General features: G+C 30.2%; 16 protein-coding genes. 13 read left to right on the forward strand and 3 right to left on the reverse strand.

Annotated elements, in window-relative coordinates:
• The 8 genes from EAH69_RS05575 to EAH69_RS05610 all read left to right on the forward strand — a co-directional run bounded on the left by EAH69_RS05575 (window position 1) and on the right by EAH69_RS05610 (window position 9,361).
• Window positions 1–987 carry a GSCFA domain-containing protein gene (locus EAH69_RS05575; protein WP_121934191.1) on the forward strand — a complete coding sequence of 329 codons (987 nt, stop codon included), beginning with the start codon at window positions 1–3 and terminating at the stop codon, window positions 985–987.
• Window positions 981–1,748 (forward strand): TatD family hydrolase, encoded by a 768-nt coding sequence (locus EAH69_RS05580; protein ID WP_121934192.1) that lies wholly within the window; start codon window positions 981–983, stop codon window positions 1,746–1,748. The genes EAH69_RS05575 and EAH69_RS05580 overlap by 7 nt, the downstream gene beginning before the upstream one ends.
• Before the next feature lie 49 nt (window positions 1,749–1,797).
• On the forward strand, window positions 1,798–2,508 hold the full coding sequence (gene pyrH / locus EAH69_RS05585) for a UMP kinase (RefSeq protein WP_121934193.1): 711 nt from the start codon (window positions 1,798–1,800) through the stop codon (window positions 2,506–2,508).
• Between the two features lie 7 nt (window positions 2,509–2,515).
• The gene (gene frr / locus EAH69_RS05590; RefSeq protein WP_121934194.1) at window positions 2,516–3,070 is read left to right on the forward strand and encodes a ribosome recycling factor; all 555 of its coding nucleotides are present in this window, start codon (window positions 2,516–2,518) and stop codon (window positions 3,068–3,070) included.
• Window positions 3,071–3,153: 83 nt separating this feature from the next.
• The gene (locus EAH69_RS05595; RefSeq protein WP_121934195.1) at window positions 3,154–5,568 is read left to right on the forward strand and encodes a DUF5686 family protein; all 2,415 of its coding nucleotides are present in this window, start codon (window positions 3,154–3,156) and stop codon (window positions 5,566–5,568) included.
• Window positions 5,569–5,723: 155 nt separating this feature from the next.
• Window positions 5,724–7,172 (forward strand): asparagine--tRNA ligase, encoded by a 1,449-nt coding sequence (gene asnS, locus EAH69_RS05600; protein WP_121934196.1) that lies wholly within the window; start codon window positions 5,724–5,726, stop codon window positions 7,170–7,172.
• Between the two features lie 91 nt (window positions 7,173–7,263).
• Window positions 7,264–8,736, forward strand: a complete 1,473-nt coding sequence (gene rpoN / locus EAH69_RS05605) for an RNA polymerase factor sigma-54 (RefSeq protein WP_121934197.1) — start codon at window positions 7,264–7,266, stop codon at window positions 8,734–8,736.
• A gap of 64 nt (window positions 8,737–8,800) precedes the next feature.
• Window positions 8,801–9,361, forward strand: a complete 561-nt coding sequence (locus EAH69_RS05610; protein WP_121934198.1) for a hypothetical protein — start codon at window positions 8,801–8,803, stop codon at window positions 9,359–9,361.
• On the opposite strand, the gene EAH69_RS05615 is transcribed toward EAH69_RS05610, so the two are convergent.
• On the reverse strand, window positions 9,358–9,834 hold the full coding sequence (locus tag EAH69_RS05615; protein ID WP_121934199.1) for a GNAT family N-acetyltransferase: 477 nt from the start codon (window positions 9,832–9,834) through the stop codon (window positions 9,358–9,360). The two genes, EAH69_RS05610 and EAH69_RS05615, sit on opposite strands and share 4 nt — an antisense overlap.
• Before the next feature lie 49 nt (window positions 9,835–9,883).
• On the opposite strand from EAH69_RS05615, the gene EAH69_RS05620 reads away from it, so the two are divergent.
• From EAH69_RS05620 to EAH69_RS05630, 3 genes are read left to right on the forward strand one after another with little or no spacing between them, the layout of a single operon-like run.
• A complete protein-coding gene (locus tag EAH69_RS05620; protein ID WP_121934200.1) occupies window positions 9,884–11,173 on the forward strand; it encodes an MFS transporter in 1,290 nt (429 codons plus the stop codon).
• Entirely contained in the window at window positions 11,173–11,577 is a 405-nt protein-coding gene (locus tag EAH69_RS05625; RefSeq protein WP_121934201.1) for a hypothetical protein, read from the forward strand. Before EAH69_RS05620 ends, EAH69_RS05625 begins: the two co-directional genes overlap by 1 nt.
• A 5-nt stretch (window positions 11,578–11,582) precedes the next feature.
• Window positions 11,583–11,804, forward strand: a complete 222-nt coding sequence (locus tag EAH69_RS05630) for a hypothetical protein (RefSeq protein ID WP_121934202.1) — start codon at window positions 11,583–11,585, stop codon at window positions 11,802–11,804.
• Window positions 11,805–11,813: 9 nt separating this feature from the next.
• On the opposite strand, the gene EAH69_RS05635 is transcribed toward EAH69_RS05630, so the two are convergent.
• Window positions 11,814–12,161: a hypothetical protein gene (locus tag EAH69_RS05635; RefSeq protein ID WP_121934203.1), complete on the reverse strand. Its 348-nt coding sequence runs from the start codon at window positions 12,159–12,161 to the stop codon at window positions 11,814–11,816.
• Window positions 12,162–12,252: 91 nt separating this feature from the next.
• Here EAH69_RS05635 and lpdA point away from each other — a divergent pair, with 91 nt between their 5' ends.
• Entirely contained in the window at window positions 12,253–13,644 is a 1,392-nt protein-coding gene (lpdA, locus tag EAH69_RS05640) for a dihydrolipoyl dehydrogenase (RefSeq protein WP_121934223.1), read from the forward strand.
• A 68-nt stretch (window positions 13,645–13,712) separates the two neighbouring features.
• On the opposite strand, the gene EAH69_RS05645 is transcribed toward lpdA, so the two are convergent.
• Window positions 13,713–14,552 carry an aldo/keto reductase gene (locus tag EAH69_RS05645; protein ID WP_121934204.1) on the reverse strand — a complete coding sequence of 280 codons (840 nt, stop codon included), beginning with the start codon at window positions 14,550–14,552 and terminating at the stop codon, window positions 13,713–13,715.
• A gap of 154 nt (window positions 14,553–14,706) precedes the next feature.
• On the opposite strand from EAH69_RS05645, the gene EAH69_RS05650 reads away from it, so the two are divergent.
• Entirely contained in the window at window positions 14,707–15,660 is a 954-nt protein-coding gene (locus tag EAH69_RS05650) for a DUF3667 domain-containing protein (protein WP_121934205.1), read from the forward strand.
• Window positions 15,661–15,688: the final 28 nt, after the last annotated feature.

Raw genomic sequence — 15,688 nt, forward strand, 5'->3', positions numbered from 1 at the left:
ATGCAATTTCGAACGACTTTTCATATTCCTGAATCTGATTTTAAAATTAATCATCAGCATAAAATTTTGACCATTGGTTCTTGTTTTTCTGATGAAATGGGAAACCGATTAGTTGATTTAAAATTTGATGGATTAATTAATCCTTTTGGAATTATTTTTAATGCTTATTCCATTCAAAATTTAATCGAAAGAAGCATCGATAAAAGATATTTTACAACGGATGATGTACATCAAAACGGAGAACAATTTTTCTGTTTTGATGTACATTCATCATTTAATGCACTTTCTAAAGATGAGGTTTTAATCAATTTAAATTTAACTTTAGATCGTGTACATCATCAAATTAAGAATTGCGATGTTTTGATTTTAACATTAGGAACTTCGTGGGTTTATGAAAGAATAGATACGGCTGAAATTGTTGCAAATTGCCATAAAGTAGAAGCTAAGCAATTTAAGAAAGTATTACTTACAACCGAAGAGAATTTTAAATCGATGGATTTAATTGCTTTTGAAATCACGAAAATTAATCCAAACGTTAAGATTATTACAACTGTTAGTCCAGTTCGTCATATTAAAGACGGAATTGTAGAAAATAATGTAAGTAAGGCAAGGTTATTAGACGCTTTATATCAATTAGATTTAAAATACAAACAAGTCAATTATTTTCCGTCTTACGAATTGGTGATGGATGATTTAAGAGATTATCGTTTTTATAAAGAAGATTTAATTCATCCCACAAATCAAGCAGTAGAATATATTTGGGAAAAATTTGGAGAAACTTATTTCGAAAATTCAACACAAACCATTATTCAAAAAATTAGCAAAATAAATAGTGCTTTAAATCATCGTCCGTTTAATGAAGAATCAACAAGTCATCAAAAGTTTTTACAAAAGACGATGCAGATGATAAATGAATTAGAGAAAGGACAAAAATTAGATTTTCAGCAAGAAAAAGAAATATTAAGAACAAAGATCAAATCATGTTAATTGATACACATACACACTTGTATTCTGAGCAGTTTGCAAAAGATATTACTGAAGTAATTGCACGTGCAAAGGAAAATGGTGTTGAACGATTTTATTTACCCGCAATCGATCAATCGTATACAGAAAAGATGTTGAATTTAGAAGCTCAATATCCAAATGAAATGTTTGCGATGATGGGATTACATCCATGTTCAGTTCATCCAAATACGTTAGAATCTGAAATGGCACATGTTCGTGAATGGATTGATAAAAGAGATTTTAAAGCAATCGGAGAAATCGGAATTGATTTATATTGGGAAAAAGCATATTTAAAAGAACAACAGGATGCTTTTAAAACCCAAATTGAATGGGCGAAAGAAAAGAATTTACCAATTGTTATTCATTGTCGTGATGCTTTTAATGAAGTTTTTGAAGTTTTAGAAGAAGTAAAAGACGATAAATTATTCGGAATTTTCCATTGTTTTTCTGGGACTAAAGAAGATGCGCAACGCGCGATTGATTTTAATTTAAAATTAGGAATCGGTGGAGTAGTGACTTTTAAAAATGGAAAAATTGATCAGTTTTTAGCGGATTTTGATATAAAACACATCGTTTTAGAAACAGATTCGCCTTATTTAGCACCAGTTCCTTTTAGAGGGAAACGAAATGAATCAAGTTATTTAAAGTATGTTTCTGAGAAGTTAGTCGATATTTATCACTTGACTCCGAATGAAATCGCAGAAATAACAACAAAAAATGCATTAGATATATTCGAACGTTAGTAGAATAGTAAGAGATAAATTATATTTGCAAAAGAAAACCTTTGAAATAATGAAATACAAAAGAGTACTACTTAAATTAAGTGGAGAGGCACTAATGGGAGATTTACAATACGGAATCGACCCAAATATGTTAAAACAATATGCAGATCAAATCAAAGAAGTTGTTGATTTAGGATGTGAAGTGGCAATCGTAATTGGTGGTGGTAATATTTTCAGAGGTGTACAAGGTGTTGCATCGGGTATGGATCGCGTACAAGGAGATTACATGGGAATGTTAGCTACTGTAATCAACAGTATGGCTTTACAAGGTGCTTTAGAAGATGCCGGATTAATTACACGTTTACAAACTGCAATTCGTATGGAGCAAATTGCAGAACCTTTCATCAAACGTAAAGCGACTCGTCATTTAGAAAAAGGTCGTGTTGTTATTTTTGGTGCTGGTACTGGAAATCCATATTTTACAACAGATACAGCAGCTGTATTACGTGCAATTGAAATCAATGCTGATGTAATCTTAAAAGGAACTCGTGTAGATGGTATTTACACTGCTGATCCTGAAAAAGACCCAACAGCAGAGAAATTTGATACAATTACATATCAAGAAGTTTACGATAAAAACTTAAAAGTAATGGATATGACAGCTTTTACTTTAAGTGAAGAAAACAAATTACCAATTATCGTTTTTGATATGAATACAGAAGGTAATTTAAAAGCATTAATTGAAGGAGGTAACGTAGGTACTCTAGTAACAAATAATTAAATCCAAAATGGAAGAGTTAGATCTAATTTTAGAAACTGCAAAAGAGCAAATGCAAGGTACTGTGGAACATTTAGGTGTTGCATTTGATAAATTAAGAGCTGGTAAAGCTACACCTGCTATGTTAAGTTCTGTTCGTGTTGATTACTACGGAAGTTTAACTCCGTTAAGCCAAGTAGCTAATGTTACAACTCCAGACGCCATGACATTAAGCATCCAACCTTGGGAAAGAAACTTAATTAACGAGATTGAAAAAGCAATCGTTAACAGTAACTTAGGTTTCGCACCATCTAACAATGGTGATTCTATTATTATTAGTATTCCTCCAGTAACTGAAGAGCGTCGTAAAGAATTAGTTAAAATGGCTAAAGCGGATATGGAAAATGCAAAAGTTTCTATTCGTAATGCACGTCAAGATGCTAATAAATCTTTAAAAGGATTAAAAGATGTTGCTGAAGATTTAGTAAAAGATTACGAAACTCGCGTTCAAGGTTTAACTGATAAATTTTCTAAAAAATTAGAGGAAGAATTAGCTAAAAAAGAAGCAGAAATCATGAAAGTTTAATTCTTTCAAAATTTCTTAAATAAAATTTAAAGCAGCGTTAAAATCGCTGCTTTTTTTGTTAAATTGCGGTTCAATTTTACGACATGCAAAAACTTTACAGTTTTTTATTTTTATTAATATCAATCAGTCTTACAGCTCAAATTAAAGTTCGAGTTTACGACTCAAGAGACGAGTTTAGAATAGCAAAAGCTAAGATTTCTGATAAAAACTTTTCAGTCCTTGGATTTACAAATGACATTGGCGAATTGACGCTAAATGATAGCATTACTGAATTTAATGTAGAAAGCGAAGGTTTTCAGCCTCAGAATTTGAAGGTAAACAATCAAAAATTAGTTGAAGTTTTTCTTGAACAAAGCACTATTAGCTTATCTGCAGCAGAATTTTATTCAAATGATTCTATCGCCAGAAGTTATGTAAAAAAGGTAATACGTCATCAATCTAAAAATTCATTAAAAAAATCAGATTCATACTTTTTTCAATCGTACACAAAATTCTGGAGTACTGTTGAACAAGACTCTTTGCGTTTAATTCTTAATCCGAAGGATAAAAAAGATTCTTCAATTAATAATTGGCGAAAATTCTTGAATGAGAGTCATGTTTTCTTAAGTGAACGTGCGATGGATCATAAATATTCGCGTAGTTTTGGTTCTAAAAACATCATCAAATCTTCTCGTATTTCTGGATTAAAAACTCCGATTTATGAGTTAGATGCCATGCAACCTGTTTTAATTAATTTAGATCAGCCCCGTTTTGATTTCTTTTTTCGTGGTATTGAAAACCCAATTTCTTCAGAAGGTTTAAATTATTATAGATACAAAATTGTAGAAGAATTTCAGTTAAATGGGCGTACAACTACAATTGTTGGTTTTACTCCAAGACAACGTATCAATAAACGTCAGCTTCGTGGTGAGTTTTGGATTGATGAAAAAACTAAGGCCTTAGTTAAAATTATTGCTGAAAATACAGACGATCAATTTTATGCAGATTTTGATGCAGAATGGCAGTTTATAGATAACAATTGGTTTCCATCGTATCAAATATATCGTATGGAAAGCGGGTATTTAAACATGGACGGAATTAAAATTGAATCTAATGAAGAAGTTGATGAATCAGAAAAACTTTGGATTTTCCATCAAGTTAATTTCAAAAATATTCAAACTCCAGTTCAGTATAAAGCCAGTGAATTTGCTGGATATTCTACCGAAGCAGCTTTTGATGTTAATACAGTCGATAAAACTGAAAAAGTATTGAAAGAATACCGTGGCGAATTTTCTGAAAAAGATAATATGACTTACGTAAAAATGGATAGTATTTCAGAGAAATATAACATTGAGGGTAAGATGAAATTGTTGCGTATTATCCAAAAAGGAGGTAAGGTTGATATTGGAAAAGTTGATTTAGATTTAACGAAAGTTTTAAGTTATAATAATTTCGAAGGATTAAGATTAGGAGCTGCTTTTAATACAAACGAAAAATTAAGCACAAACTATTCGATCAATGCATATACAGCTTATGGTTTTAAAGATGAAACGTTTAAGTTTGGATTTGGAGGAGATTATTTTGTGAATAAAGCTTATTCAGGTCGAATTTTTGGGAATTATGCACAAGATGTAAGTGCATCAGGTCATATTCCGATGTTGTTACAAAGCAATTTTACACGTTTTGTGAACGGTACTTTAAAGAATTTATACAACGATCAATATTATTCGTACAAAAAATATAGCGCTGGATACGAACAAGATATTTTTAGAAATGTAACCTTTAATGTTTCGATGAATTATGAGAAACAAAAGAATGAATTTGTATATCAATATGAAGATAATCAAGGTTGGTTAGATTTTTATAATACACAATTTGCAGTTCGTTGGGCGCCAAAAGACGAATATTTAAGAACGCCTTACGGAAAAGTTACTGTAAAACAAGGACAATCAGTTTTCTACATTTTAGCTAATAAATACTGGAAATTTGGAGATTCTGAATTTGATGCCATTCGATTAAATGTTGCATATTCTGATATTTTTGAATCATCATTAGGGAAATCAAAAGTAAATGTATCAACAGGAGCAGTGTTTGGAGAAATGGCTTTGATGAATTTATTCGAAGGAATGGGGAATGCAAAAGGAAAACCAGTTTTTCAGAATTTTGGAGTTGCAACTGCTAATAATTTTGAAACAATGTTACCTGGCGAATTTTATTCAGACCGTTATATTTCATTTCAAATCAAACATATTTTTGCTGGAGTTAGAATTGGTCAAAATGTGATTTTACCACAATTTGTTTACCGTGGTATTTTAGGAACGATGAATCATAAACAAAATCATAACCTATTTGATTTTAAAACGCCAAATCATTATTTTCATGAAACTGGTGTAGAAGTAAATAATATCTTTCTGAAAAATTTTGGGTTAGGTGTTTATTACCGTTTAGGTGCTTACTCTCATTCAAAAGTGGAAGATAATATTCATGTGAAGCTAACATTTAATTTAAATTTATTTTAGGCTTTAAATCATTCATAAATTATAAAAAATCCGTTAAGAAAGTTTAATTTCTTAACGGATTTTATTTTTATCAAAACTTTTTCGCAAAAATTATGCCTTTAGTTTTTCTAACATAGAAATATAACTAAATTTGTAAGTATAAATTAAATTATAATATGCAATCGTACGGAATTAAAGCCTTATTAGAAAGAGGTAAAGATTTGTTACAACAAGAAGTAGTTGTTAATGGATGGGTAAGATCATTTAGAAGTAATCGCTTTGTAGCGTTAAATGACGGGTCTACAATTAATAATGTACAAGTTGTAGTAGATTTCGAAAATTTTGACGAATCAATCATAAAACAAATTTCTACAGCAGCTTCTTTATCAGTTACAGGTGTAGTTGTAGAAAGTGAAGGTGCAGGTCAAGAAATTGAAATTATTGCGAAAGAGATTAAAGTATTAGGAATTGCTCCTTCAGATGATGTACAAGGAACAATTTTACAGCCTAAACAACACTCTTTAGAAACATTAAGAGAACAAGCACATTTACGTTTTCGTACGAATTTATTCGGAGCTATTTTCCGTGTTCGTAACTCGTTAATGTTTGCGATCCACAAATATTTTAACGAAAATGGATTTGTTTACGTAAACACTCCAATCATCACAGGTTCTGATGCTGAAGGTGCAGGAGAAATGTTCCACGTAACAAATTTAGACGTTAACAATTTACCTCGTACAGAAGATGGTGAAGTAGATTATACACAAGATTTCTTCGGAAAATCTACAAACTTAACTGTATCAGGACAATTAGAAGGAGAAACAGCTGCAATGGGATTAGGTAAAGTATATACTTTTGGACCTACTTTCCGTGCAGAAAACTCGAATACATCTCGTCACTTAGCTGAATTTTGGATGATTGAACCAGAAATCGCATTTTTTGATTTAGATCAAAATATGGATTTAGCTGAAGATTTCATGAAATACGTGATTTCTTACGCAATGGAAAATTGCAAAGACGATTTAGCTTTCTTAGCTCAACGTTACGATAAAGAGCAACAAGGTAAACCAGCTGCAGAGCGTTCAGAATTAGGTTTAATTGAGCGTTTAGAATATGTATTAAATAATGAATTCGTTCGTTTATCTTATACAGAAGCAGTTGAGATTTTAAAAGAATCTAAACCAAACAAAAAAGGTAAATTCAAATATCCAATTGAAGGTTGGGGAGCTGATTTACAGTCTGAACACGAGCGTTACTTAGTTGAAAAACACTTCAAAACTCCAGTGATCTTATTCGATTATCCAGCAGAAATTAAAGCATTCTATATGCGTATGAACGAAGATGGTAAAACAGTTCGTGCAATGGATGTTTTATTCCCAGGAATTGGAGAAATTATCGGTGGTTCTCAACGTGAAGAGCGTTTAGAAGTATTAGACGAAAAAATGGAAAAATTCGGAATCGATCCAGAAGAATTATGGTGGTACCGTGACACGCGTCGTTTCGGAACTGTTCCTCACTCAGGATTTGGTTTAGGATTAGAGCGTTTAGTTTTATTCGTAACAGGTATGGGAAACATCCGTGACGTTATTCCTTTCCCAAGAACTCCAAATAATGCAGAATTCTAATCAATAGAATTTAAAATATAAAGTTGGGTTTAATCAAATTTTATTATATTAGAATAGTGATTAAACCCATTTTTTAACTTATTTCATTTTTATGTTAAAGCAGGAATTAAATTTAAAATTACAACAGAAATTATCGCCTCAGCAAATCCAATTAATGAAGTTAGTCCAACTTCCTACGGTTGCATTTGAACAACGCGTACAAGAAGAGTTGGAGGAAAATCCTGCATTAGATGACCAATCGTCTGAATATGATGATGAATATTCGAACGATCAGGATGATTGGGGAAATGATGGTGATGATTATGGTGATGACCAAGTAATTGATACAAGTGATATAAATATAGACGAATATTTGAGCGATGATGATGTTCCGAATTATAAAACATACACGAACAATTACAGTGATGATGACGAAGAAAAATCGGTTCCTTATGCACAAGGTGTTAGTTTTATCGAGTATTTATCAAGTCAGGTTTCTACATATCGTTTAACTGAACAGCAATTTAAAATCGCTGAGTTTATTTTAGGTAATATTGATGATGATGGATATATCCGTCGCGAATTAAAATCTTTAGTAGATGATTTAGCATTTACTCAAAATATTTTTGTGTCTTATGAAGAGGTTGAAAATATTTTGATTAATTACATTCAAAAACTTGATCCAGTAGGAGTCGGAGCCCGTAATTTACAAGAATGTCTTTTAATTCAATTAGAAAATAAAAACCAATCTCCAGCAATAGAACTAGCTGAAAAATTAATTTTTGATTCGTTTGACGCGTTTACGAAAAAGCATTATTCTAAATTATTAGCGAAATATGATGTTGATGAAGAGGAATTACGTGATGCGATTACTGAAATTGAAAGATTAAATCCAAAACCAGGAAAATCATTTTCGTCTAGTGGAAGAATTGTAGAGCAAATCACTCCAGATTTTACAATTAATATTAATGATGGTGAATTAGAATTATCGTTAAATGGTCGTAATGTTCCTGAACTTCGCGTATCAAATACATTCGCAGAAATGTTGGATACATACAAAAAAACTGAACATAAATCTGCTCAGCAAAAAGAAGCCGTAATTTTCGTAAAACAAAAATTAGATTCAGCAAAATGGTTTATTGATGCGGTACAACAACGTCGTAATACGTTAATGTATACGATGGAAGCTATAATGAAGTTTCAGAAAGAATATTTCCTAACTGGGGACGAAACCAAAATTAAACCAATGATTTTGAAAGATATTTCTGATCGTATTGGAATGGATATTTCAACTGTCTCTCGTGTAGCAAATTCTAAATATATTGCAACGCCGTATGGTACATTTTTAATCAAAGATCTTTTCTCTGAATCATTGACAAATGAAGAAGGTGAGGAGGTGTCAACTCGTGAGATTAAACGAATTTTACAAGATGTTATCCAAGATGAAGATAAACGCAAGCCATTAACCGATGAGAAATTAACTGAAATCTTAAAAGAAAAAGGTTATCCTATTGCTCGTCGTACCATTGCAAAATACAGAGAACAATTAAGTATTCCGGTTGCGAGATTAAGAAAAGAAATTTAACAATATTTTAAAAGCTATCTATTATAGGTAGCTTTTTTTATTACCTTTAAATCAAACTACTAATATGAATCAAATCAAAGTAAAATTATCTGAAAGAATATTATCATTTTTTGAAAAATATACAGAAAAGGTAACTTTTTCAGAAAAGAGATGGTTTAACCGTGGATTTTTACCCTTGTATAATTATTATGTAGAAATTGATAATTTATATTCAACTAGCGTTATTACCTACGAGAATAGATCTTCAGGATTTTCAGAAACATCATCAACAGAAGGAAGTGCATTTAATGATATGCATAGAATTAATATTAAATTGATTTCGAAATATCATCCTAATTATCCAACTTTTGAAATCAAAGAAACTTCTATTCTTAAAAAGGTATTTTCTAAAAAGAATTATTTTGTAAAAACTAATGATTCTAACTTAGTAAATGAATTAGAATCTAATTTATTTTTACAAAAATTTTATAACAATCAAGATTCGGAATTTTCGCCAATTTTTAAATCAGAATTAGTCAAAGGAAAATATACTATTTCAGTATTATTTAATTTGAAACGTTTTGATGCAGAAGTTTTAGATGCTATTATTAGTTTTTTAAATGATTTTGATAAGAAATTACGTTAAACATATAATTGATAAAACTTTGATTCAGGGTAAATAGTTTGTGAAACCAAACGAAAATTATTCTTTTCTAAAACTTTACTAGAAGCAATATTTTCATTTAAAACCCAAGCTTCAATAATTCTAAAATTATTTTGTTTAAGATAGTTAATCATCCAATCAACAACTTCAGTAGCAAATCCATTTCCCCAGGTTTGTTTAGCAAAAGAATAACCTATAATAGCTTTATTGTAAATTGGTTGATACATGATTGTCCCAATTAATTGTTTCGAATCTTTTTCAATAATTCCAAATCGATGCTCATAATTTGAAGCTTTCACTTCAGCATCACGTTTCAACATTTCAAAAGAATCGTCAATTGTTTTATGATGATTGGATTGCCTGTATTTCATAGCTTCTTTATCTGAATAAATTTCAAATAATCGAGCTGCGTCGGACATATTTAATTCACGAAAAATTAATCGTACAGATTCCATTTTTATTTTACATTTGAGATGCTTAATTTAACACAATTATAAAAGCAAAATGAGTACAATAGAAAAAAATCAACCAAGTTTAATAAGAGCATGGGTTTCTTACGATTGGGCAAATTCGGTTCACTCTTTGGTAATTGCTTCGGCAATATTTCCTGTGTTTTACACTGCTATGACAAGAGATGAGGCTGGAAATCCTATAAAGTTTTTAGGGTTATTACCAGAATCTGCTTTCAACTTTTCATTAGCTATTGCTTTTTTCTTTGTGATTATTTTATCGCCAGTTTTATCTTCAATTGCAGATTTAATAGGAAATAAAATCAAATTCTTACGTTTTTTCTGTTATTTGGGAAGCTTTTCGTGTATGTCGATGTTTTTCTTTACTTCATCAGAACTTACTTGGCTTGGATTATTATTAAATATTACTGGAAGTGTAGGTTTTTGGGGAAGTTTAGTGTTTTACAATGCATATTTACCAGAAATAGTTTCCGAAGAAAAAATGGATTCTGTATCTGCAAAAGGTTATATGTTTGGTTATATCGGATCAGTCATGTTATTATCGATTTGTTTAGCGATGATTCAATTTGCTCCAGAAGAAAAAGTATCATTTTTCACACGATTAAGTTTTCTATTAACTGGATTTTGGTGGTTAGGATTTGGACAAATTGCTTTATCAAAATTGCCAAATAAAGTAACGAACAAAGAAGTTCCGAAAGACATATTCAAAAGCAGTTTCAAAGGTTTATCAAACACTTTCAAAGAACTAAATAGTTATAAAAACATACGTGTGTTTTTAGCTGGATTTTTCTTTTACAGTTTAGCGATGCAAACGATTTTCTTGATGGCAGCTATGTTCGGAAGTTCAGAGATTAAAATGGAAAGTTCAGAATTAATTATGACAATTCTTTTAATTCAGATTGAAGCCATTTTAGGTGCATGGATTTTCTCGTATTTATCAGGCAAAATCGGAAATAAAATTACCATTTTAATCGGAATTGTAATTTGGATTATCACTTGTGTTATTGGTTATATGATTCAGCCAGATCATCCAGATGTAAAAATACATTTTTATTCTATGGCTGCTTTAGTTGGTTTAGTAATGGGAGGTTTACAAGCGTTGTCTCGTTCAACTTACGCTAAATTATTACCTGAAACAGAGGATACAACTACATATTTTAGTTTTTATGATATCTTTGAGAAATTGGCTTTATTCTTAGGTTTAGTGATTTATGGTTTATTGATCGAATATACAGAAGGAATGAAAACTTCGGTCCTTGCAATGGGATTATCTTTTGCAATTAGTTTTGTGATTCTACTATTCTATAAAATGGAGAAGAAGTAATGAGCTATCATGATGAAGATGAGCTATTCAACGAAGAAACAGTGCCATATTTTCTATTATTTGGTGGACTAATAGTTTTAGTAATATTTAGTGCAATGGTTTATGATACTATTGTTAAAGAGAAAAATTTGAAATCATTTAAATTAGAAATTAACAATTCAGAAATATATTATGATAAAGATTCAAAAGAGTATTTTGATAGTATTAATATAACCTTGAAAGATGTTATTTTTAATAATGATGAGAGTAAAGCAGTAAATGAAAATATTGGTTATAGATTTGGTTTAATTGAGAATTCAGATACTATATTTTATAAATTATGTCTTTCAAATTATAATAAAAATGATTTTTATTTAATGAAAGAATCATCTGAAAGGATTTATGGAAAATACACCATTAAATAAATCTTATGCTAGAGTTTAAAGTAACAGTTATTTTCGAAGGATTAATCCTTAAATTGTATAAAGCCTTAGGTTATAGCTTCCATTGGTTGATTCTTACATTAAGTTTTTATTCAAAAGAAGAAAAGGATAAAATTATTGAAGAAGATAAATCCTATCATGTATGGATTGGATTTATTTTGATGATTTTATTAATCGGATTATACTTTTATTTAAAAAATAAAACATAAGAAAAGCGACTATTTAGTCGCTTTTTCAGTTATATACTGTTCAAATTTTAAATCAGGTATATCGTAAGGATCAAAACCATTAAACAAATGTTCAATTAAATTTTTTACTTGAAAGTAATTTAATAATTTAGAATAAGATGCATCTTGATCATATACAGGTATTTCGACCAAAAATAAAAATCGGTCGTATTTAGAAATCTGAACAGTATTGCCATCGTCATTTACAAATCCAATAAAACTACCATCATAATCGGGTAGATTATGGAAAATATCAATAGCTTGTTCTAAACTTCCTACTAAAGGAAAGTCCGTTTCGACGCATAAATCGTCGGCGTAATTTTCAAAGAATATTTTCACCCTGCAAATTTAAGAAATTTTAATCTATTTTACCGAATTGCTTTTATTTCGTTTTAGATTTATATAAATTAGCGTTCAAATTATGGAAAAAATGAGTTACGACATTATAGTTATTGGAAGCGGACCAGGAGGATATGTGGCAGCAATTAGAGCTTCTCAGTTAGGAAAAAAAGTAGCAATCGTGGAAAAAGCAGAACTAGGAGGGATCTGTTTAAATTGGGGTTGTATTCCAACGAAAGCTTTATTAAAAAGTGCTCAAGTATTCAAATACTTAAATCACGCGGAAGATTTCGGGTTAAACAAACCTTCAGACATTACTTTTGAATTCGGAAATGTTGTTGCACGTTCTCGTGGAGTAGCTGATCGTATGAGTAAAGGTGTTCAGTTCTTAATGAAAAAGAATAACATTGAAGTAATACAAGGTGCAGCGCAAGTTTTACCAGGTAAAAAAGTTAAAGTAACTGCGGCAGACGGAACGTCTAAAGAAATCGCAGCAGAAAATATTATCATTGCAACAGGAGCACGTTCTCGCGAATTACCTGCATTACCACAAGATGGTAAAAAGGTTATCGGTTATCGTGGCGCTTTAGCAATGGAAAAACAACCAAAATCTATGATTGTTGTTGGTTCTGGAGCTATTGGAGTTGAGTTCGCTCATTTCTACAATACTTTAGGAACTGAAGTTACAATCGTTGAATTTTTACCAAGAATTGTAAATGTAGAGGACGAAGATATTTCTAAACAATTACAATTATCTTTAAAGAAATCAGGAATAAAAATCTTAACAAATGCTGAGGTTACTGGAGTTGATACAACAGGAGATTTAGTTAAAGCAACTGTAAAAACTGCAAAAGGTGATGAAATCTTAGAAGCTGAAGTTGTTTTATCTGCAGTTGGAGTTGTTCCAAATACAGAAAACTTAGGTTTAGAAGCGGTAGGAATCGCTACAGAAAGAGGAAAAATTGTAATTAATGATTTCTGTGAAACTTCAGTAAAAGGATATTACGCAATTGGTGATGTTGTAAAAGGTGCAGATTTAGCACACTTAGCTTCAGCACAAGGAATTTTATGTGTTGAACATATTGCAGGCGAAAAAGTAGAAGCAATCGATTACGGAAATATCCCTGGTTGTACATATTGTTCACCAGAAATTGCATCTGTTGGTATGACAGAAGCACAAGCAAAAGAAGCTGGTTACGAAGTAAAAGTTGGTAAATTCCCATTTTCTGCAAACGGTAAAGCAGTAGCAAACGGAGCTGCTGATGGTTTTGTGAAAGTTGTTTTTGACGCTAAATATGGTGAATGGTTAGGTTGTCATATGATTGGTGACGGAGTTACAGAGATGATTGCAGAAGCAGTTGCAGCTCGTAAATTAGAAACGACAGCACACGAAATTATGAAATCTGTACATCCACACCCTACAATGTCGGAAGCTATTATGGAAGCTGTTGAAGACGCGTATGGACATGCAATTCATATCTAATAAAATTTAAATTTTTATATAGAATAAAACAAAAAACCGCTTCATTATGAAGCGGTTTTTTAAAATATTTAAAAAGCTATTTCGCTAGGATTTAATCCTGAAAAACCTGAATCTTGTAAATTAGTTAATTGTTCAATTTCTTCAGTAGATAATTCAAATACAATATTTAAATTGTTTTCAATGTTACTTGGGTTTTCAGATTTTGGTAAAGGTAAAATTCCTTGCTGAAGAGCGAATTGGATACAAACTTGTCCAACTGTAACATTATATTTTTTAGCAATATCAATTACTATATTATTCTGTAAAATTCGTCCAGATCCTAAAGGAGACCATGCTTGCACTAAAATATTATTCGCTTTACAAATCGAAACAACTTCAGGTTGTGTAAATCCTGGATGAAATTCAATTTGATTAACAGCTGGGATTACAATTGCAGTTTTTAATAGAGCTTCTAGATGATTGACCATGAAATTACTTACACCGATTGCTTTAATTTTTCCTTCGTTATATAATTCTTCTAAAGCTTTCCAAGATGCAGCATTTATTTCTTTCCAGTTTTCTGGGAATTGAGTTTCATTTGCAGGCCAATGTAATAGATATAAATCAACATATTCCAAACCTAATTTTTCTAAAGAAATTTTAAATGCTTTTTTAGCATTTTCTTCTCCACGCATATCATTCCATAACTTAGTAGTAACAAACAATTTTTCTCGAGGTATACCGCTGTCTTTTATAGCTTTTCCTATACTTCTTTCGTTGCCATAAACGGCTGCAGTATCAATATGTGTATATCCTTTACTAATTGCAGTTTTTACTGCATTATATGCATTTTCTCCTTCTGCAATTTGCCAAGTTCCAAAACCAATTGATGGTATTTTAGTTGAATTATTTAAAATATAATTTTTCATTTGTAATGATATTTATACTCTAAATTAATCATTTCTTTATTTAAGCTATAGTTGGTATAAAAATATTATTTATAACATATTGTAATTTAAGTGTTTAAAAATAATATTACACGTTTTTTTTTTCATAAATTATCTTTTAATTAATACTAAATCCATGTCTCATCATCAATTAAGAGAAGAATCAAATTGTTTGAATTGTAATTATCAAGTAGAACGAAGATTTTGTTCTAACTGTGGACAAGAAAATACAGAAAATAGACCACCTTATCATTATCTTTTCACCCATTTTTTGGAAGATTTTACTCATTATGATGGTCAATTTTGGGATACTTTTAAAGTTTTATTTTTAAAACCAGGAGTATTGATTGAAACATATTTAAGAGGAAAAAGAAATTTTTATGTTTCACCTGTAAAACTTTATATTTTTATTAGTTTTTTAACCTTTTTTATTCCACCTATCGTTTCTAGTTTATTTCATCATAAAGAAACATTTACAATTAATATTCAAACAGATAGTGGAGTTGAGGAGCAAGATTTTGCAGATATTTTAAGTAATGAATTATCTGCTATCAAAGAAAGTAATGAAAAAGAAACTTTTGTAGATAAATTCTTTTTTGAACCTTTTGCTGAGAAATATATAGAATTAAGCCATCACGGATATAATAAAGAACAAATTGCAGATAAATTTGCTAATTCTTTTATGCATAATTTACCAAGAGCATTATTTATTTATCTACCTATTTTTGCTTTTATCATGTGGTTGTTCCATAACAAGAAAAAATGGTTTTATTATGATCATGGAATATTTACGCTCTACTTTTTCTGTTTTGTACTTTTAGTTTGTATGTTTTCAATTATAGAAAGCTATATCAATGATACAATACTTAAAACTCCTATAGGTAGCATGTGGACTTTTGTTTTTGATTTCTTCGATTATTTTTCGATTGTCTTAATTTTTATCTATTTTTTTATGGCATTAAAGAGAGTTTATAAAGAGAATCTAATAAAAGTTATATTGAAAGGAACTTCTATATTATTTATATCTCTTTCCATTTTTTCACTTTTATTAGCCTGTTTAATATTAATTACTTTAAAAGTTACACATTAATATAAAATTAATACGGAAGCAATTAGCT

The organism is Faecalibacter macacae, from assembly GCF_003687725.1.
GTDB lineage: Bacteria > Bacteroidota > Bacteroidia > Flavobacteriales > Weeksellaceae > Empedobacter > Empedobacter macacae.